Source organism: Marivita sp., from assembly GCF_051251565.1.
Taxonomy (GTDB): Bacteria; Pseudomonadota; Alphaproteobacteria; order Rhodobacterales; family Rhodobacteraceae; genus Marivita.
In genome coordinates this window covers 387381-405412 of the sequence record NZ_JBPOFB010000002.1, presented here as the reverse complement: position 1 = coordinate 405412, position 18032 = coordinate 387381, and the positions used below count along the sequence as shown (strand labels likewise).

Here is an 18032-nt window from a genome sequence, read left to right as displayed (position 1 = left end):
TTTACACCCCAAGAAACCGCGCGGCCACCGGCCCCGTCATATGCGCAACAGTGCCACCAGCGATCGTGGCCATGACGCGCCGCGTCTCAACGTCCAGCACGATCAGGTCCGCGCGTTTTCCAAGCGCCAGAGTGCCGCGATCCGACAGCCCCAGAAGCCGCGCAGGACCAGCAGACACCATCGCCCAGGCGGTGGAAAAGTCACACAGACCCAGTTCTTCCAAACGGAACGCCGCGCGCAGGGGCGACGGGTAGTGATAATCCGACGCCAACGCATCGCACAGCCCTTTAGCCACAAGATCAGACGCTGCAATATTGCCTGCGTGACTGGCACCGCGCACCACGTTTGGCGCACCCAGCACGATATGCGCGCCGTCCGCCCGCGCCGCCTGTGCCGCCTCTAGGGTTTCGGGAAATTCGCTGACCCTTGCGCCTCGCACCGCCCAGATCGCACGGTCGTCTGCATTGTGATCATCATGGCTGCCCAGCACCACGCCCCGAGCGGTCAACGATGTGGCAAGCGCATCAAGAGCGGCGGGTACCTCGGCGGTCCGGGCGTGAAGGTCTTGCATCAGCGCCAAATGGAATTCGGGGCTGCGTCCGCTTTTCAAGGCCTGCCCGGTCAGGCGTGGCGGCTTGCGCCCTTCGGACAGCCGTTTGTGGGGCAGGTGATCGTTGAAAACCACATACCCGATCCCAAAGCGGTCAATCGCCGCCTCGGCGCGTGGGAACGCATCCATCAAATGCGTTTCAAGCCGCAATTGCAGACGTAGGTCAACCGGCACAGAGCCGCGCACTGCACACACGCTTTCAAAGACATGTTCCGCGAAATCCGGTCCACGCATTCCGCCTTCCCAGCTGAAGAACTGCGCCAGAACGGCAGTGGTGATCCCGTTGACGGCCAGTTCGGACGCTGCGGCAATCACGCCATGTTCGGCCTCGCGCAACGCGCCCCGGCGCGGGGCCATGTGGCGTTCGAACCCATCGCCATGGGCATCCACAATCCCCGGTAGGACCATGTAGCCTGACAGATCTACCTTTGGACCACTCGTGTCTTGCTGAACAGTCCCGCCCCCAATGCACAGCGGTTCACTGCTCCAACCCTCGGGCGTCAGCACGTGTGCGCCGACAAGTGTACGGTCAATTGTCATCAGCGGGCTCCGGGCATATGCCAAAGATGCACTCCAGCTCTTCAGAGGTGATGGCATCGGTCCAATCCAGTTCCGGGTCAAACCGTCCGGTGCGTAGGAACAGATCAACCTGCGCAATCACCTTGGGGGCCTGCATGATAAAGGTGTGGGTCACCGGCAATGTCAGATGCGCGCGCATGCCTTTGACCTTGGTTGATTCAACCGACACCTTGCCATCATCCGGGCCAGGAATCAGGCTGGAAAAAAACGGGTTGAGCGACCGCGTTCCCGCGATCACCCCCAGATCGAAATCCACTGGTGGCAGCGATTTGGGCAGATCATTCGGCGACGTGCCCAATTGCAGCCCCGCCGGTCCGTTCAGCCATTCAAAAAGCTCCAGCCCGCCAAGTTGGTCGACCAGTTCACTTCCCTGATTTGGTGGCGCCAGCATGACCACACGGCCAAGGTTGGCGGGGCGGTTGTCCTTGAGCCAGAACCGCAACAGGATGCCGCCCATCGAATGGGTGACGAAATGCACGCGGTCTTCGCCACAATTTGCCACCGCCTCAGGCAGCGTTTCATCAACCAGCGACTGGATGCGCGCGGTGGTTGACGGGTAGCGGGGTGCCTTGACGGTATAGCCCTTGGCCTCGAACACCGTTTGCATGATCACAAACGACGTTTCCGTCCGGGCCAAGCCATGCAGCAGGATCACGCAATCCGCCCGCGCCGAAGCCGGGAAAAAAGCGGTCAAACAGGTGACAAGAGACAAGAGGAACGCGCGGATCATATCGCCCAGATACGATGTGTGTGCCGCATTAGAAAGGGCCTAGCGCCGCGACGTAACGGCCAAAAGTACACCGCCCAGCACCAGCAGCGTTGCAATGCCAAGACGCAGGCTCAGGTCTTCGGACAAGATCAACGCGCCAGCGGCCATGGCGATGATTGGCACTGTGAGCTGCGCAACCGCAGCCGTCGTTCCCCGCAAGTCGGGAAGCACCGAATACCATAGAGCGTATCCCAGTCCCGAGGTAACGGCACCGGACAGAATGGCCATCGCCACGCCAAACCCGCTGACCTCTATCGGGTTGGTGTTCGGGGCAACGAACATCATGGCGGCGGCGCACACCACCGCAGCGCAGGCGGCCAGCACGAAATTGGCCGCACTTGTCCCCAGCGCGTCTTGGGATGCACGCCCGGTCAGGGAATACAGACCCCATCCAACCCCCGCCACAGTCATCATCCCCGCATGCATCAGGCTTGGCGCGTCGGCGTGGCCCGGCCAAAGCAGCCAGATCAGCCCACCAAACGCCAGTATCGCGCCTGCCCATCGCTGAACAGCAGGACGTTCGCCGCCCATCAGCGCGCCTGCAAACATGGTGATCTGCACCATGCCAAACAGGATCAGCGCCCCCAGACCAGCATCAAGGTTTTGATAGGCCAGGGAAAATCCAAAGATGTAGATCAAAAGCGAGGTCACACCGATCAACCGCCCAGCACCCCCAAGGCGCAGTTTGCGCCCTTGAAACGCGACAAGTCCGGCCAGCATAAGCGCACCCGCCAAAAGGCGAACAACGCCGAACAGAACCGCATCAATATCCCCATCCGCCAGTGCAACCCGGTTGAGGATCGAGTTGGCCGCAAAGGCGATCATGGTGAGGCTGGTCAGAAGAATAAGGCGCATGGCGTTGCCTAGCGCGGGCGGCGCGCGGATGCCATAGGGTGGACCACTGATGTCTTGCTTGTGATCACCCCGGATCACACGCGTGTCCCAGACATGACAAAGGCGCCCGAAGGCGCCTTTGTGCGTAGATTATGGAAAGATTTCGCGCTGCGAAATCCGGCCTGATTACATCATGCCGCCCATGCCGCCCATGTCGGGCATGCCGCCACCAGCACCGCCGTCTTTCGACGGCTTGTCTGCAACCATGGCTTCGGTTGTGATCAGCAGGCCAGCGATGGAAGACGCATCTTCAAGCGCGGTGCGGACAACTTTGGCCGGGTCGATGACGCCAAACTTGAACATGTCGCCATATTCATCGGTCTGCGCATTGTAGCCGAACTTGGCATCGTCGCTTTCGCGGATTTTGCCAGCAACGACGGACCCGTCGACGCCTGCGTTCTCTGCGATCTGACGCAGCGGTGCCTCGAGAGCCTTGCGCACGATGGCGATACCGGCGTTCTGGTCGCTGTTGGCACCTTCGAGACCGGCAAGCGTCTTGCCCGCCTGAACAAGGGCAACACCACCACCGACAACGATACCTTCCTGAACAGCGGCACGTGTCGCGTTCAGAGCATCATCAACGCGGTCTTTGCGCTCTTTGACTTCGATTTCGGTCATGCCGCCAACGCGGATGACAGCAACGCCACCTGCGAGCTTTGCAACACGCTCTTGCAGCTTTTCACGGTCGTAGTCGGACGAGGTTTCTTCGATCTGGTTGCGGATCTGGGCAACGCGCGCCTCGATCTCGGCCTTCACGCCTGCGCCATCAACGATGGTGGTCTCGTCTTTGGTGATCTGGATTTTCTTGGCGGAACCAAGCATGTCCATGGTCACGTTCTCGAGCTTCATGCCGAGATCTTCAGAGATCACCTGGCCGCCTGTCAGGATAGCGATATCCTGCAGCATGGCCTTGCGACGGTCGCCAAAGCCCGGTGCTTTGACAGCAGCAATCTTCAGGCCGCCGCGCAGCTTGTTGACCACGAGGGTCGCCAGCGCTTCGCCTTCAACGTCTTCTGCAATGATCAGAAGCGGCTTCTGCGACTGGATCACCTGCTCAAGCAGCGGAACCATCGGCTGAAGCGAGGACAGCTTTTTCTCGTGCAGAAGCACGATGCAATCGTCCAGCTCGGCTGTCATCTTGTCAGCGTTGGTGACGAAATAGGGGCTGAGGTAGCCACGGTCGAACTGCATGCCTTCGACAACATCGGTCTCGGTTTCGAGGCCTTTGTTTTCTTCGACGGTGATTACACCCTCGTTGCCGACTTTCTGCATCGCATCAGCGATCTGACGGCCGATTTCCACTTCGCCGTTGGCAGAGATCGTGCCGACCTGTGCAACTTCGTCAGTGTCTTCGACCGGGCGTGCCGCTGCCTTGATGGCTGCAACTACTTTGGCCGTGGCGAGGTCGATACCGCGCTTGAGGTCCATCGGGTTCATGCCCGCTGCAACCGACTTCATGCCTTCTTTGACGATGGCTTGGGCCAGAACGGTTGCTGTTGTTGTGCCGTCGCCGGCTTCGTCATTGGTGCGGGAAGCAACTTCCTTCACCATCTGCGCGCCCATGTTCTCGAACTTGTCTTCCAGTTCGATCTCTTTGGCGACAGAAACACCGTCTTTGGTGATGCGCGGGGCGCCGAACGACTTGTCCAGAACCACGTTGCGGCCCTTGGGGCCCAGTGTCACCTTAACCGCGTCGGCAAGGATGTTGACACCCTTGAGCATGCGCGAACGGGCGTCTGTGCTGAATTTTACGTCTTTTGCAGACATCTTATAGTCTCCACTAATTAGTCAGAGGTTCTTGTTTGCGACCACAATCGGCGCTTATGCAGCTTTTGCTGCCGCGTCGTCCGTGATGATGCCGAGGATGTCCGACTCCTTCATAATGAGGAGTTCTTCGCCATTGACCGTCACCTCGGTGCCCGACCATTTGCCGAAAAGGACTTTGTCGCCTGCTGCGACAGCCATCTCGATAAGCTCGCCACTGTCTTTGCGCGCGCCTTCGCCACACGCAACAACCACGCCTTCTGCCGGCTTTTCTTTGGCGCTATCTGGAATGATCAGGCCACCAGCAGTTTTTTCGTCACTTTCAGTGCGACGGACCAGCACGCGGTCGTGAAGCGGTTTGAATGCCATCTTCGAGTCTCCTTGCTCAAAGGTTTCTACCAAAGTCCCTCGCTCTCGAAGGACTGTTATCACTCTGTGAGCTAGAGTGCTAACGAGGTGTAGCTAGGCATCTCACCCCGACGAGTCAACACAACGATGAAAAATTTTCGCACGTCGACGAGCGCCCATAGGCGATACGACGCCAAGTGCGGCCAAACGCAAATGTCTGGCCACTAGAGCGATCCGTTATCAGAAGGGAAACAGCCCCGCACGCCGTCGCGCGACAGGGCTGCGCACGGTCAGTAACTTGGCGATCGTTCCGCCCAGCCTGCAAAGGTCTTTTCCAGCGCGACCACGACGTAATAAAGCAAGATCCCCATCAACGCGAGCGCGATCAGGACCGCGAACATCAACGGATAATCCGAGTTCGTCTTACCGGAGTCGAACAACGCCCCCAGCCCGCGCCCGTGAGGCGACACGATCTCCATCAGGTTGGTGCCGATAAACGCCAGTGTGACGGCAACTTTGAGCGCGCCAAAGAACTCCGGCAGGGTTTTGGGCAACGCGATCTTCCAAAAGATCGTCGTCTTTGATGCACCCAAGGACCGCAGGATATCGCGGTACTCGGGTTCTAGCGTGCTCAGGCCAATCGACACTGAAACGGCAATCGGAAAGAACGAGATCAGAAAGGCGATCATCACCGTATTGAAATTATGCTGCCCCACGAACAGAAGCGCGACAATCGGCACAAGAGTTGCCTTGGGAATGGCATTGAACCCCACCAAAAGCGGATAAAGCGCGTCGCGCATGAGACGGGAAAACCCCATGACCATGCCCAACAACACGCCAAAAATGATCGCAAGAACCAACCCGACAACGGTCCGCCACAGGGTTTGCCAGCCCATGACGATAAACAGTTCCCAATAACGCGCATAGGCAGGCGGCAAATCTGAAGGCGACGCCATGACATAGTTGGGCCAGCCATTCGCCCAGACCAAGAATTCCCAGAACAGGCCAAAGACCACGATTGCCGCAATCGGCACCAGAATGTTGCGTGCGTTCATTGAGCGGCCTCGCTTGCGTCGGTACGGCCCTGCGCAACCTGAATCTGGTGACGCAGAATGTTCAATGCCTCGGCAGATTCCGGTGTGTAAAGATGTTCGATGTCGCGCTGCCCCGTCAAATGCACATCCATCACATATTGCGTTTTTGCAGGTCTCCCGGACAGCACAACAACCTGATCCGCAAGGAAGATGGATTCCCGCAGATCATGGGTGATAAGAACTCCGGTGAACGGTTCCTCGGCTTTTACCTTGTGCATGGTCTGCCAAAGATCTTCGCGGGTGAAGGCGTCCAACGCGCCAAACGGCTCATCAAGGATCAACACTTCGGGTTTGTGCACGATGGATCTGCACAGCGACGCGCGTTGACGCATTCCCCCTGACAATTCGCTTGGGCGTTTGTCCTCAAAGCCTTCGAGCCCGACCAGCGCCAAAAGCTTGCGTGCGCGCTCTTCCTGATCGCGCTTGGACATCTTGGTTGGCACGATTTCCAGCGGCAGCATCACGTTTTGCAGAATCGTCCGCCATTCAAGCAGGACCGGGTTCTGGAATGCCATGCCAACGGTCGATTTCGGCCCTGTGACCAGCTCGCCATGCAGCCAGACTTCGCCCTCGTCAGGCCTCATCAACCCCGCGACCAACCGCGTCAGGGTAGACTTGCCGCAGCCAGAGGGGCCAACCACGGCGGCAAACCCACCTTCGGGCACACTCAGTTCCAGACCATCAAGCACCGGCAACGGGCCAGCCTTGGTTTGGTAGGCGTGGCGCACGCCTTTGATTTCGATCAGATTTTCAGACACGCGCATCGCCTTGCTACAAAGGCCAGCCACCGTTTGCTGTGACTGGCCCTTTGGTTGATTTACTTTAGCATACGCATGCTGGCGTCGGGCAGATAGGCGTCTGTGAAATACAGGCTCGCATCGGGTGCGTTCTGAAATTCATAGGTCTGCGCGATCTGCTCAAGCGCTGTTGCCATCCGCGCGTCATCAATGCCGCCCATGCCATTCGCCAAGGCAAATTCGGTGGCAACATTGGCCTCGATGGACAGCTCAAGTCGGCGCTGTTCCAACGCGGCGTCTGCTGCCGGGTTGCGTTCGATCAGGCTTTCGATCGCCATGGCCGGATCAGCAATCGCGTCTTTCCAGCCCGCTGCAATGGCCCCAAGAAATCCTTTGATGATCTCGGGATTGGCCGCCGCGTAATCAGTGTTGACGATGATTGCGTTGCCATAAAGCGCAAGCCCGTAATCGGCCATCAGGATGGTCGAAATATCGTCTTCCGGCACGCCGAGACGCACGAGGTTCAGGTAGGACGAGAATGAAAAGCCCGTCACGGCCGCCACGTTGCCTTCGGCCAGCATCGGCTCGCGGGTCGGAAAACCAACGGGTTCAACGGTGATCGCGTCGACGTCGAGATCGTTGGCGATGGCAAAAGCCGGGAACTGCGCCCACGCGCCATCGGGGGGCGGTGCACCCAACACACGGCCTTCGAGGTCTTTGGGCACTTCGACACCCAGAGATTTGCGACCAATAATGGCGAAGGGCGGTTTGTCATAGACCATCATCACAGCCGTGACTGGCGCACCAGGGTTCTGATCAAGGAACTTGATCAACGAATTGATATCGGCAAAGCCAACCGGGAAAGCACCGGTTGCAACCTTTGGAATGGCATCCAACGATCCTTGCCCCGCAGTGATCTCGACCGACAGATCGGCGGCTTCGAAATGGCCCTTGTCGATAGCGACAAAGTAGGGCGCGGCGGGCCCTTCGAATTTCCAATCAAGCGCAAACGGCAGATCGGTCTGTGCAAAGGCTGCGCCAGCCATGCTCAGTGTTGCGGCAAAGGCCGCGAGTGTGTGTTTCAGCATAGGTGTATCCCCAAGTTTTCTCGCGCTAAATTGCGACACAGATTTGAAAAACGGAATGCACAGCAGGGAATCAGACCATAGGAATGTCGGGCCACACCCAGAAATCGCTCATAAAATAAACAAACGCACCCCAAATGAGCATATTTGCGTTTTTCCGCCAAGCAAAATCCTGTCACCAAAATCCGAGACCACTGTGCAGACAGCCTGCAACGTGCTTTTCTACGCGCATTGACTCGTGACATTTGAGGACGCCGATATGCGCTTTCCAATCGCCATTTCCATTTCCGTTGCCTTGCTTGCCAGCGTGGCCTCTGCCCAGACCCACCCCAACACCGTTCTTGTGATGGATGGCTCCGGCTCCATGTGGGGTCAGGTCGACGGGGTCGCCAAGATCACCATCGCCCAAGAGGTGGTCGGCACTCTGCTGTCTGATTTTCCAACCGAACAAGGGCTTGGCCTGACGATTTATGGCCACCGCGAACGGGGTGAATGCACCGATATCGAAACTGTTGTTGCCCCGGCCCCCGGTACGGCATCGCAAATCGCCGACGCCGTGAACAGCATCAAACCGCTTGGCAAAACACCCATGACTGATGCGGTGATCGCCGCCGCACAAGCGCTGCGCTACACAGAAGAGAAAGCGACCGTGATTCTGGTGAGCGACGGGGTCGAGACCTGCAATCCCGATCCCTGTGCGGCCGCGCGCCTGCTGGAAGAGGCCGGGATTGATTTCACCGCCCATGTGATCGGGTTCGATGTCGGATCTGACGCCGAGGCGCTGGCCCAAATGCAATGTATCGCCGACGAAACAGGCGGGCAATTCCTGACCGCCGACACCGCAGACCAGCTGACTGCCGCCCTGACACAAGTCGCGGCAGCCCCCGAACCAGAGCCGGAACCCGCGCTCGTCCCCACGACGCTGACGGCGGTGATCGAAGGCACGGACACGCTTGTCAGTGGTCCCGTGCTTTGGGAATTGACCAGCACCACCGACACCGTACTGAGCGATACCGAAGGCAACCCGCTTGACCTGCAATTGCCCGAAGGTTCCTACACCGCGATTGCTTATGCCACCGCGCTCGAAGTGGAACTGACCCGACAATTCGTAGCCATCGGCGATGCTGCGTCGGTGCAGATCGCGTTCCCCGAACCACAGGAAACCGCACGCGTTCTTGCCCCCGCAACAGCGGTTGCCGGGAGCAGCATTCAGGTCGGTTGGGACGGCCCGAACTATGAAGATGACTATATCGGCATCGGTGCAAGTGATGCCGAGGCCGCAAACCAATGGCGCAACTGGGTCTATACCGCCACGGGCAACCCGGTCACTCTTGTGGTGCCTCCGGTCGAAGGCCCGCATGTGATCCGCTATTTCAAACGCGATGGGCGCGAGGTTTTGGGTGAAACGGAAATCATGGTCACCCCCACCACAGCGACGCTGGCCAGTGTCGCCGAAGCGCCTGCCGGATCAGACATCACCGTTGAATGGACAGGCCCCGGCTACAAGGAAGACTACATCGGGATCGGCAAGGTCGGCGCGGATGGGGCCAACCGTTGGGAAAACTGGGTTTATGTCTCCTCTGGGTCGCCCGCAAAACTAAAGGTTCCCTCAGAGCCAGGCGCGTATGAGATCACCTATTTCATGCGCCAGGACCGTACACCGCTGGCCACCATCGCATTTACCGCCACCGACATCACCGCCCGTATCATCGCCCCGACCCAGGCCGCCGTTGGATCAACCATCGACGTCGGGTGGTCCGGGCCGGATTATCACGAAGATTACATCGGCATCGGCAAAGTCGATGCGAGCAGTGCAAACCAGTGGGAAAACTGGGTCTACACCCGAACGGGCAACCCGGCCAAACTGCTGATGCCGACAGCCCCCGGCGACTACCTGATCACTTATTTCGAGCGGCAGAATCGCACTCCGCTTGTGTCCGTGCCAATCACTCTCACCCCGGTCGAGGCCACGCTGAGCGCCCCGGCAGAGGCCCCGATGGGATCAACCCTTGATGTCGCTTGGACTGGGCCGAATTATTCCGAGGATTATATCGGCATCGGCAAGGTCGACGCGAACGGTGCGAACCAGTGGGAGAACTGGGTCTACACGCGAAACGGCACTCCGGCCAAGCTCTTGGTCCCGGCTGAGCCGGGTGACTATGTCATCCGTTATTTTGTGCGTCAGGACAGGGACGCCATCGCGGAAATCCCGGTCACCGTAACACCCGTCGAAGCCAGCCTGATCGCCCCGGCAACCGCCACGCCCGGCGCCACAATCGAGATCGGCTGGACCGGCCCGGACTACACCGAAGACTATATCGGGATCGGCCTGCCCGGCGCGTCGGGTGCGGCCCAGTGGGAAAACTGGGTCTACACGCGCACGGGCAATCCGGTTTCGATCGAGGTGCCCACGACACCCGGCACCTATGTTGTCCAGTATTTCGTCCGTCAGGACCGCAACAGCATCGGCCAGACCACGATAACCGTTGAATAATCCATCCCTTGGGCAATGTGCCCAAAGCCGGTCCAAGGGCTATCCAAGGCTATCGCCCCAATCGACCAACCCCTGACGCCCCTGTGGCGTCAGGTCATACACACCCGTTTCCACCTTTCGGAACCAGCCATAATGGTTGTCGCGCATCAGGGTCGTGGCGGTCTCGACTCCGGTGGCCCGCGCAACAATCGACCCTTTCTCGGCTCCCGCCTCGGCCAGATACATCGCGCAGCGCAGCGCGTCCTGACGGTAGGCCGTGACAATCCCGTGGCGCGTCGCACCGCCATCGTTCGGGTCGCCCTTCAAACGGTGGAATTCGCGCAAAAGCTTGTCACGCTTGGTTTTGGTCTGGCGCGGCGCGTAAGGGCCGGGATCACATTGCGCCTCAACCGTGCCATCCCTGCGCACCGTCAGAAACCCAAGACCCAAACGACGACACAGGATGGTGTTCTCGCGCAGCGCTTTGCGGCCTTTCGGCTTTGGCACCGCGATATAGACAAGATCGGTCATCCGCAGCCGCGTCACCGCCTGATGATACAGTGTCAGGGTTACGCGCAGCTTAAGCTCGACAATCACCGGGTCTTCGTCCCGTCGCACGGCAACAAGGTCGGCCGCGCCGATCTCTCCCTTCACGGTATAGCCTTGCGCCTGCAAGTACGCTTTCACATGCGGATAAAGATCGGCTTCGCGCTCCATGCGGTATCAATGCGCGACTGTCTTGCCGCTGGCAAGCACAGCCCCTAGCTTAACCCGCAACAGCCCAAAAAGGATGCCCTGATGTTTGTTCGCCTGGTTTCGGTTCTTTGCCTTGTCCTGTTGGCCCCCGCCGCCTTTGCCGCCTGCGCGGGCAGTGACCTGCGCGCAACGCTCAGCGATCAGGAACAGGTCCGGCTGCAAGACGTGGTGCAGGATGCACCTTTTCCCGAAGGCAATCACTGGCGCGCCACACGCGGCGACAGCACGCTGCACTTGATCGGGACAATGCACCTGTCGGACCCGCGGCTTGATGGCCCGGTTGAGCGCCTGCGCGACACGATTGAAAGCGCAGACCTTCTGTTGCTCGAAATGACAGATGAAGACAAAGCGGCGTTGCAACAAAGCCTGACCTCGGACCCAAGCCTCCTGATGATGCCCGACACCACCCTGCCCGAAATTCTGTCAGAAGAGGACTGGGCCAAAATGTCGGACGCACTGACCGCACGCGGCATGCCGCCGTTCATGGCAGCCCGGTTTCAGCCGTGGTACGTTTCAGTGATCCTTGCTGTGCCGCCTTGTGCCGCCGCACCAGACTTGGCTGCGGGCGGGATGGATGCCCGCCTGGAAGCGATTGCACGCACCGCAGATGTGCCGCGCGCCGCGTTGGAAGATGTCTCAACGATCTTTGCAGCCTTTGCCGACCAACCCCGCGACACGCAGATTGACATGATGCTGTCTGCGCTGGTCGATCCCACAACAAGCGAAGACCTGTTTGCCACACTCTTGGCCAGCTATTTCGATGAAAACCACGCCGAAGGCTGGGCGGTGTCCGCGCTTTTGGCCGAACGCTACAGCCCGATTGACCCGTCGGCAGCAGCAGCGATTTTTGCCACGATGGAGCAAGAGTTGCTGATCGACCGCAATCGCGCGTGGATTCCGGTTCTGCTTGCGGCCGCGCAAGAACATGACCTCGTGGTTGCAGCCTTTGGCGCGGCACATCTGCCCGGCACGGACGGGGTTCTGGCCCTGTTGCAAGACGAAGGCTTTGCCCTCGAACGGTTATCCTTCTGACGGCACGCGCCCGCGCACCTGACTGTCATCTTTCAACAACAGCGCCAAGGCCGCAATCGTCATGCCTACGCCCACAAGGATCAGCAGCGGCGGCAGAGGGCGGCCCAAGGCCATCTCCCACAAGATGACCCAGCTTGGTGTCAGATAGGTGTAGGCCATCACCTTGGCTGACGGAATTCGAAGGCTTGCGTATTGCAGCAGCAAAAACGTCAGCGCGCTGGCAAAGACGGATGTGTAGGCAATGGTGATCCATACGATCCCCGGCAGCGCCGCCCAATCGGTGCTCACGAGCGCCGATGCCCCGAAGATCAGCAACAACACCGCGCCTGCCGTCAATGTCCCAAACGTAAAGACCACGGGCCGTTCGCCCCGGTTCAGCTTGGGCACCAAGGGGGCGTAAAGCGCATGCGCCACGCAGCCGACGAAATAGATCATCTCACCACGCCCGACGCCGAATGCCAGAAACGCCGAAAGCTCTGCCCGGAAGATCACCCAAATTGCACCAACCGCCCCGATACACAGGGCAAGCGCCATGCGCGGCGTCAAGATCTGCCGCAGCAAAAGCCAGCCGAACCCGGCGGCAATCACCGGTGTCAGGGTAAACACCGCCGCCATCGACACCGGTGCCCCGGTCTTCAGCCCTTCGAACATCAACACGAAATACGCCACCAAAAGTGTCGCCATGGCAAAATAGCGCCATGGGGCGCGCAACGCAGACCGCTCCATCCCGCCTGTCGCCCACATCAACGCCGCCATGATGAGCGCCGCCAAAACAAACCGCACCGCATTCAGCGCTTCGGGCGCAATGTGCGGCGCGGCCATTGATCCAAGCGAAAACGATCCCGCGACCAGCGCCGAAAACGCCAGCATCGCCAGGTGGCCGCGATGCGCCTCGGTCATGTCAGCCCTGCGCCGCGTTGAAATCTTCCACCGCAGCCTTGAGATGGGTCAGCAAGGCCTGCACCTTGGCGGTGCGATGCAGGTCAACATGCGTGACCAGCCAAAGTGGGGCCGACCATTCCTCTAGCGGGGGCATCACTTCGATCAGGTTGGGATCCGCATCGCCCTGCGCCACGGGCAGAAACCCGATACCGGCCCCGCTTCGGACGGCGGCAACCATGCTGTAGGTGTCGGTGGCCCGAAACACGACCCGATCATAAGACACCTTGGACCGCAGCCAGCGCTGGAACGGGGCGCGGTCATCGGGATTGTCGTTGCCGACATAGACATGATCCCCCAATTCGCTTTCGTCCTTGGGCACGCCGTTTTTGGCGGCATAGCCTTTGGACGCGTACAGACCGATCCTCAGATGCGTCAACGCCTGCACCACGTTGTCGGGTTCGTCCGGCGCGGTGCCCGCACGGATGGCCACATGGGCCTCTCCGTATTCAAGCCTGAACACACGCGCATCGGTCAGGTAGCGCACAACAACGTCGGGATATTCCGCCTTGAACCCGGCCAGAACCGGCACAAGAAAATCCGAAAGTTCGACAATCGACGTTACCATCAATTCGCCACTCACCTCGGACCCGCGTCCCTTGATGCGGCCCACCAGTTGCTGCAACTGATCCTCGGTTGTCTGCGCCACCCGTGCAAGATCTTCACCGGATTCCGTAGGTGTGTATCCCCGCGCATGGCGTTGAAACAGCTTGACGCCCAACCGCGCTTCCAACGCATCAATGTGCCGGATCACCGTTGCATGATGCACGCCCAACACCTCGGCAGCGCCGCTGACCGTGCCCTGTCGCGCAACCTGGTAGGCGGTGCGCACTTCATCCCAATGTTCCATTCTCACCCTCTGTGCACATGTCCACACATACTGCGCGATCATCGGCCTTATGTGCGCATACATAGAGAGGTAAATGGTGTTGGACAGGTTCACAACCTTTCTCTTTCCAGTCCAAAGGACGCGTCCATGACACAGACAGTATTGCGCATCGACACCTCAATCCGCGGCGACGCATCGGTCAGCCGAGACATAACCGACAAGATCATTGCCAAGCTGGCCGCTGACACGGTCATCACCCGCGACCTGAGCAAAGGCCTGCCCCTCATCGACGCATCCTGGCTGGGTGCCAACTGGACCGCAGAGGCCGATCGCAGCCCGGAACAAAAGGATGCGTTAGCCCTGTCCGACGCGCTCATCGCCGAGATCATAGCCGCAGATACGCTGGTCATCGGCATGCCGTTCTACAACTTTGCCGTCCCCGGCGCGCTCAAGGCCTGGGTCGATCTGATCGCCCGCGCAGGGATAACGTTTGTCTATACCGAAACGGGGCCAAAAGGCCTTTTGGATGGCAAGCGCGCGATTTTCGCAGTGGCCTCAGGCGGCACGCTTGTGGGCTCGGACATCGACTTTGCGACCGGCTATATGCGGCACATCATGGGCTTTATCGGCATCACCGACGTGCAGATCGTCGCCGCGGATCGGTTGATGGTGGATGCAGACGCATCCCATGCCAAGGCAAACGCCGCGCTGGACGCGCTGGTCGTCTGATGCAAGCGGGCGCGGGTTGACTCCGCGCCCCTTCTTCCACTAAACGCACTTCAACTCCGGGAAGTACGGCTTTCCGGTCCCTTGGACCCATGTCCGGGATCGCCCCCCACCAGCGTGTTACGCCCGTGGGGGCGCACTTGTTTGTTTGCGCTCCTGTAGGGCGACGTTTGGTAAATGCGCCGTTGGCCCTTACATCAGGACCAAACCAGCGGCAAAGGAGGCGAGAGCCCATGTTTGAAAATCTGTCCGACCGCCTGTCAGGCGTCTTTGATCGGCTCACCAAACAAGGCGCCCTGTCCGAGGACGACGTCAAAACGGCCCTGCGCGAAGTACGTGTTGCCTTGCTCGAAGCGGATGTCTCTCTGCCCGTCGCGCGCGATTTCATCAAAGCCGTGCAAGGCAAAGCCACCGGGCAAGCCGTCACCAAATCGATCACCCCCGGCCAGCAGGTCGTCAAGATCGTGCATGACGAACTCAAGCACATTCTGACCGGCGACGCAGACCCGGGTGCGCTGAAGATCGACAACCCGCCTGCGCCAATCCTGATGGTCGGCCTACAGGGCGGCGGTAAAACCACCACCACCGCAAAGATCGCGAAACGCCTGAAAGAGCGTGAGGGCAAGAAGGTTCTCATGGCCTCGCTCGACGTAAACCGCCCCGCCGCTATGGAGCAGTTACAAATCCTCGGCATGCAGATCGGCGTTGACACGTTGCCGATCGTCAAAGGCGAAAACCCGGTGGCCATTGCCAAGCGCGCCAAAACACAAGCGAGCCTTGGCGGTTACGACGTCTATATGCTCGACACGGCTGGCCGCCTGTCCATCGATGAAGAGCTGATGGCACAGGTCGAAGCGGTGCGCGATGTCGCCAACCCGCGCGAAACGCTGCTGGTGGTGGACGGCCTGACAGGTCAGGATGCCGTGCAAACCGCCGAAAACTTCGACGCCCGCATCGGGATCACCGGTGTCGTCCTGACCCGGATGGACGGTGACGGGCGCGGCGGTGCCGCCCTGTCTATGCGCGCCGTAACCGGCAAGCCGATCCGCTTTGTCGGTCTGGGCGAAAAGATGGACGCGCTTGAGACGTTCGAGCCGGACCGGATCGCGGGTCGCATCCTTGGCATGGGCGACATCGTAGCACTTGTCGAAAAGGCGCAGCAGACGCTTGAGGTCGAACAGGCCGAGCGGATGATGAAGCGGTTCCAGAAGGGGATGTTCAACATGAACGACCTCAAGATGCAGCTCGAACAGATGATGAAGATGGGCGGCATGGAAGGCATGATGGCAATGATGCCCGGTGCAGCCAAGATGGCCAAACAGATGGACGGGGCCGGCATAGACGACCGCATGCTGCGCCAGCAGATTGCGCTGATCAATTCGATGACCAAAAAAGAACGCGCCAACCCCGCGCTTCTTCAGGCCAGCCGCAAAAAGCGGATCGCGGCAGGGTCGGGCATGGAAGTGTCAGACCTCAACAAGCTGCTCAAGATGCAGCGCCAGATGTCCGATATGATGAAGAAGATGGGCAAAATGGGCAAAGGCGGGATGCTCAAACAGGCCATGAAAGGCATGATGGGCAAAGGCGGCCCCTCCCCGGAAGAGATGATGGGCAGCATGGATTCCAAGTCGCTGGAACAGGCCGCCAAGCAGATGGGCATGGGCGGCATGCCCGGTATGGGCGGCGGTGGCCTGCCCCCCGGTCTCAGCGGTTTCGGCAAGAAAAAGTAAATGTTCTCTGCCCCTGTCATAACCACACCGCGCTTGCGGCTCAGACAGCATGTCGCCAGCGACCTTGAGCTGCTGTGCGACCTGTTCGAGACTGCGCGCTCGCATCACATGGGTGGCCCCATCCCGCGCAAACAGGCGTGGCGGTGGATGGCGTCCGAGATCGCGATGTGGGATCTGATGGGCCACGGCGCGTGGGGAATTGAAACCCAAACCGGCATGTTTCTTGGCCAGATCGGCATCCTCCAGCCGCCACATTTCCCCGAGCGTGAAATCGGTTGGACCTTGCTAGAGCACGCCGAAAGCAAGGGATATGCAACCGAGGCTGCAATGGCCGCACTTGCGTGGGGTTGGGAACAGGACTTCCCGACACTTGTAAGCTACATTGCGCCACAAAACACCCTCTCCATAGCTTTGGCCAAACGTCTTGGTGCGGTGCACGATCCCGACGCCGCATTGCCCGAGGGCGAAACCTCTGCCGACACAATCGTCTACCGCCACAGCCCCGACGCCGATGGCAGCTCCGAGGCCTATGCATGACCCTCACCAACGCCCCCATGCTTGAAACAAAGCGCCTTATCCTGCGCGGCCCGGAAAAGGCCGACGCGGACGCAATGATCAACTTTCTCATGGACGAGACGCGGGCAGTCGGCTTTGGCGGTTACACCAAGCGGTCGGATGCGTGGCGCTGGTTCACGTTGAACGTGGGGCACTGGCATTGGCACGGCTACGGGTATTTCACGATTCAAGACAAAGAGACCGGCAAACCCGCTGGCATCAGCGGCATTTGGAATCCCGAAGGCTGGCCGGAACCCGAAGTGGGTTGGGTGGTTTTTGACGGGTTCGAAGGCAAGGGCATCGCATTTGAGGCCGCAACCCGCGTGCGTCAATGGGCCTACGACGACCTTGGCTTTACCACGCTGACCTCGAACATCGTACCGGGCAACAGCCGTTCCATCCGCCTTGCCGAACGCATGGGCGCGACATACGAACGGACCTACGACAATCCGAACATGGGCGAAGACATGCTCTATCGCCACCCCGGACCGGAGGCCGCGTGATGGGTCACCGCGACATTCCTGTTCTGGAAACCAAGCGTCTGCAATTGCGCAGCCCCAAGCCCGAGGATTACCCCGATTTCAAGGCGACCTTCGCTTCATATCGGTCGCGGTTCATGGGGGGACCGCTCAATGCCTATGAGGCGTGGATGCTCTATGCCGCCGAGATCGGCCATTGGGAAATCCGCGGCTTTGGTATGTGGATGGTGCACCTCAAGGGGTCTGAAGAAACCGTTGGCATGGCCGGTGGGTGGTCCCCGGCGGGTTGGCCCGAGCGGGAAATTGCGTGGATCATCTGGCCCGACAAGGCAGGCAAGGGATACGCGCTAGAAGCCACACACCGCGTGCGGCGTTATTTCTATGATGACCGGGGTTGGAACACTGCCGTGAGCTACCTTGACCCTAAGAACCTCGACAGCATCCGCTTGGCCGAGCGCCTAGGAGCCAAGAAAGACCACAATGCGCCGACGGTTGATGGCAGCGATGTGGTCTACCGGCACCCAAGCCCCGAAACCATGCGGAGCAGCCAGGTGTCACACGGCATCGACATGGAAATCGCGCATTACCAAGACCCTCTGTTCAAACCGAAAGGCTGGGCCATTGACTAATTCC

At 59.7% G+C, this 18032-nt stretch carries 18 protein-coding genes; 7 read left to right on the top strand and 11 right to left on the bottom strand.

Annotated features, from left to right (window positions below; translation table 11 throughout):
* Nucleotide 1: 1 nt before the first annotated feature.
* The 8 genes from ACSHXH_RS04490 to ACSHXH_RS04455 form a co-directional block, all read right to left on the bottom strand.
* The gene (locus ACSHXH_RS04490) at nucleotides 2-1150 is read right to left on the bottom strand and encodes an alpha-D-ribose 1-methylphosphonate 5-triphosphate diphosphatase (RefSeq protein ID WP_435670569.1); all 1149 of its coding nucleotides are present in this window, start codon (nucleotides 1148-1150) and stop codon (nucleotides 2-4) included.
* On the bottom strand, nucleotides 1140-1919 hold the full coding sequence (locus ACSHXH_RS04485; protein WP_435670568.1) for an esterase/lipase family protein: 780 nt from the start codon (nucleotides 1917-1919) through the stop codon (nucleotides 1140-1142). The genes ACSHXH_RS04490 and ACSHXH_RS04485 overlap by 11 nt, the downstream gene beginning before the upstream one ends.
* A 39-nt stretch (nucleotides 1920-1958) precedes the next feature.
* A complete protein-coding gene (locus ACSHXH_RS04480; RefSeq protein ID WP_435670567.1) occupies nucleotides 1959-2813 on the bottom strand; it encodes a DMT family transporter in 855 nt (284 codons plus the stop codon).
* A gap of 165 nt (nucleotides 2814-2978) precedes the next feature.
* Nucleotides 2979-4619: a chaperonin GroEL gene (gene groL / locus ACSHXH_RS04475; RefSeq protein WP_435670566.1), complete on the bottom strand. Its 1641-nt coding sequence runs from the start codon at nucleotides 4617-4619 to the stop codon at nucleotides 2979-2981.
* A gap of 54 nt (nucleotides 4620-4673) precedes the next feature.
* Nucleotides 4674-4985, bottom strand: coding sequence for a co-chaperone GroES (locus tag ACSHXH_RS04470; RefSeq protein WP_085627964.1), 312 nt, complete (start codon nucleotides 4983-4985; stop codon nucleotides 4674-4676).
* Between the two features lie 269 nt (nucleotides 4986-5254).
* Nucleotides 5255-6019 carry an ABC transporter permease gene (locus tag ACSHXH_RS04465; protein WP_435670565.1) on the bottom strand — a complete coding sequence of 255 codons (765 nt, stop codon included), beginning with the start codon at nucleotides 6017-6019 and terminating at the stop codon, nucleotides 5255-5257.
* Entirely contained in the window at nucleotides 6016-6816 is an 801-nt protein-coding gene (locus ACSHXH_RS04460; RefSeq protein ID WP_435670564.1) for an ABC transporter ATP-binding protein, read from the bottom strand. Before ACSHXH_RS04460 ends, ACSHXH_RS04465 begins: the two co-directional genes overlap by 4 nt.
* Nucleotides 6817-6875: 59 nt before the next feature.
* Nucleotides 6876-7883: an ABC transporter substrate-binding protein gene (locus ACSHXH_RS04455; RefSeq protein ID WP_435670563.1), complete on the bottom strand. Its 1008-nt coding sequence runs from the start codon at nucleotides 7881-7883 to the stop codon at nucleotides 6876-6878.
* 256 nt (nucleotides 7884-8139) lie between these two features.
* Here ACSHXH_RS04455 and ACSHXH_RS04450 point away from each other — a divergent pair, with 256 nt between their 5' ends.
* A complete protein-coding gene (locus ACSHXH_RS04450) occupies nucleotides 8140-10374 on the top strand; it encodes a vWA domain-containing protein (protein WP_435670562.1) in 2235 nt (744 codons plus the stop codon).
* A 39-nt stretch (nucleotides 10375-10413) separates the two neighbouring features.
* Here ACSHXH_RS04450 and ACSHXH_RS04445 read toward each other — a convergent pair whose 3' ends face one another.
* Nucleotides 10414-11070 (bottom strand): DUF2161 domain-containing phosphodiesterase, encoded by a 657-nt coding sequence (locus ACSHXH_RS04445; protein WP_435670561.1) that lies wholly within the window; start codon nucleotides 11068-11070, stop codon nucleotides 10414-10416.
* A gap of 81 nt (nucleotides 11071-11151) precedes the next feature.
* Between ACSHXH_RS04445 and ACSHXH_RS04440 the strand changes: the two genes are divergently transcribed.
* A complete protein-coding gene (locus tag ACSHXH_RS04440) occupies nucleotides 11152-12141 on the top strand; it encodes a TraB/GumN family protein (RefSeq protein WP_435670560.1) in 990 nt (329 codons plus the stop codon).
* Here the strand turns inward: ACSHXH_RS04440 and ACSHXH_RS04435 are convergent.
* Both ACSHXH_RS04435 and ACSHXH_RS04430 read right to left on the bottom strand, forming a co-directional pair.
* A complete protein-coding gene (locus ACSHXH_RS04435; RefSeq protein ID WP_435670559.1) occupies nucleotides 12130-13041 on the bottom strand; it encodes a DMT family transporter in 912 nt (303 codons plus the stop codon). The two genes, ACSHXH_RS04440 and ACSHXH_RS04435, sit on opposite strands and share 12 nt — an antisense overlap.
* A gap of 1 nt (nucleotide 13042) precedes the next feature.
* The gene (locus tag ACSHXH_RS04430; protein ID WP_435670558.1) at nucleotides 13043-13930 is read right to left on the bottom strand and encodes a LysR family transcriptional regulator; all 888 of its coding nucleotides are present in this window, start codon (nucleotides 13928-13930) and stop codon (nucleotides 13043-13045) included.
* Between the two features lie 126 nt (nucleotides 13931-14056).
* Between ACSHXH_RS04430 and ACSHXH_RS04425 the strand changes: the two genes are divergently transcribed.
* The 5 genes from ACSHXH_RS04425 (at nucleotide 14057) to ACSHXH_RS04405 (ending at nucleotide 18028) form a co-directional block, all read left to right on the top strand.
* Complete coding sequence (locus ACSHXH_RS04425) at nucleotides 14057-14638, top strand: FMN-dependent NADH-azoreductase (protein ID WP_435670557.1); 582 nt, start codon at nucleotides 14057-14059, stop codon at nucleotides 14636-14638.
* A gap of 230 nt (nucleotides 14639-14868) precedes the next feature.
* Complete coding sequence (gene ffh / locus ACSHXH_RS04420) at nucleotides 14869-16365, top strand: signal recognition particle protein (RefSeq protein WP_435670556.1); 1497 nt, start codon at nucleotides 14869-14871, stop codon at nucleotides 16363-16365.
* Complete coding sequence (locus ACSHXH_RS04415) at nucleotides 16366-16902, top strand: GNAT family N-acetyltransferase (RefSeq protein ID WP_435670555.1); 537 nt, start codon at nucleotides 16366-16368, stop codon at nucleotides 16900-16902.
* Nucleotides 16899-17423 carry a GNAT family N-acetyltransferase gene (locus ACSHXH_RS04410; RefSeq protein WP_435670554.1) on the top strand — a complete coding sequence of 175 codons (525 nt, stop codon included), beginning with the start codon at nucleotides 16899-16901 and terminating at the stop codon, nucleotides 17421-17423. Before ACSHXH_RS04415 ends, ACSHXH_RS04410 begins: the two co-directional genes overlap by 4 nt.
* Nucleotides 17423-18028: a GNAT family N-acetyltransferase gene (locus ACSHXH_RS04405; RefSeq protein WP_435670553.1), complete on the top strand. Its 606-nt coding sequence runs from the start codon at nucleotides 17423-17425 to the stop codon at nucleotides 18026-18028. Before ACSHXH_RS04410 ends, ACSHXH_RS04405 begins: the two co-directional genes overlap by 1 nt.
* The last annotated feature ends 4 nt before the right edge of the window (nucleotides 18029-18032 follow it).

Excerpts from the sequence above, each read along its gene's own strand:
- ACSHXH_RS04440 (WP_435670560.1), top strand. The coding sequence starts at position 11,152 with ATGTTTGTTCGCCTGGTTTCGGTTCTTTGCCTTGTCCTGTTGGCCCCC.
- ACSHXH_RS04435 (WP_435670559.1), bottom strand. The coding sequence starts at position 13,041 with ATGACCGAGGCGCATCGCGGCCACCTGGCGATGCTGGCGTTTTCGGCG.
- ACSHXH_RS04410 (WP_435670554.1), top strand. The coding sequence starts at position 16,899 with ATGACCCTCACCAACGCCCCCATGCTTGAAACAAAGCGCCTTATCCTG.
- ACSHXH_RS04465 (WP_435670565.1), bottom strand. The coding sequence starts at position 6,019 with ATGAACGCACGCAACATTCTGGTGCCGATTGCGGCAATCGTGGTCTTT.
- ACSHXH_RS04425 (WP_435670557.1), top strand. The coding sequence starts at position 14,057 with ATGACACAGACAGTATTGCGCATCGACACCTCAATCCGCGGCGACGCA.
- ACSHXH_RS04480 (WP_435670567.1), bottom strand. The coding sequence starts at position 2,813 with ATGCGCCTTATTCTTCTGACCAGCCTCACCATGATCGCCTTTGCGGCC.
- ACSHXH_RS04485 (WP_435670568.1), bottom strand. The coding sequence starts at position 1,919 with ATGATCCGCGCGTTCCTCTTGTCTCTTGTCACCTGTTTGACCGCTTTT.
- ACSHXH_RS04430 (WP_435670558.1), bottom strand. The coding sequence starts at position 13,930 with ATGGAACATTGGGATGAAGTGCGCACCGCCTACCAGGTTGCGCGACAG.
- ACSHXH_RS04415 (WP_435670555.1), top strand. The coding sequence starts at position 16,366 with ATGTTCTCTGCCCCTGTCATAACCACACCGCGCTTGCGGCTCAGACAG.
- ACSHXH_RS04490 (WP_435670569.1), bottom strand. The coding sequence starts at position 1,150 with ATGACAATTGACCGTACACTTGTCGGCGCACACGTGCTGACGCCCGAG.
- groL (WP_435670566.1), bottom strand. The coding sequence starts at position 4,619 with ATGTCTGCAAAAGACGTAAAATTCAGCACAGACGCCCGTTCGCGCATG.
- ACSHXH_RS04455 (WP_435670563.1), bottom strand. The coding sequence starts at position 7,883 with ATGCTGAAACACACACTCGCGGCCTTTGCCGCAACACTGAGCATGGCT.
- ACSHXH_RS04470 (WP_085627964.1), bottom strand. The coding sequence starts at position 4,985 with ATGGCATTCAAACCGCTTCACGACCGCGTGCTGGTCCGTCGCACTGAA.
- ACSHXH_RS04445 (WP_435670561.1), bottom strand. The coding sequence starts at position 11,070 with ATGGAGCGCGAAGCCGATCTTTATCCGCATGTGAAAGCGTACTTGCAG.
- ffh (WP_435670556.1), top strand. The coding sequence starts at position 14,869 with ATGTTTGAAAATCTGTCCGACCGCCTGTCAGGCGTCTTTGATCGGCTC.
- ACSHXH_RS04450 (WP_435670562.1), top strand. The coding sequence starts at position 8,140 with ATGCGCTTTCCAATCGCCATTTCCATTTCCGTTGCCTTGCTTGCCAGC.
- ACSHXH_RS04405 (WP_435670553.1), top strand. The coding sequence starts at position 17,423 with ATGGGTCACCGCGACATTCCTGTTCTGGAAACCAAGCGTCTGCAATTG.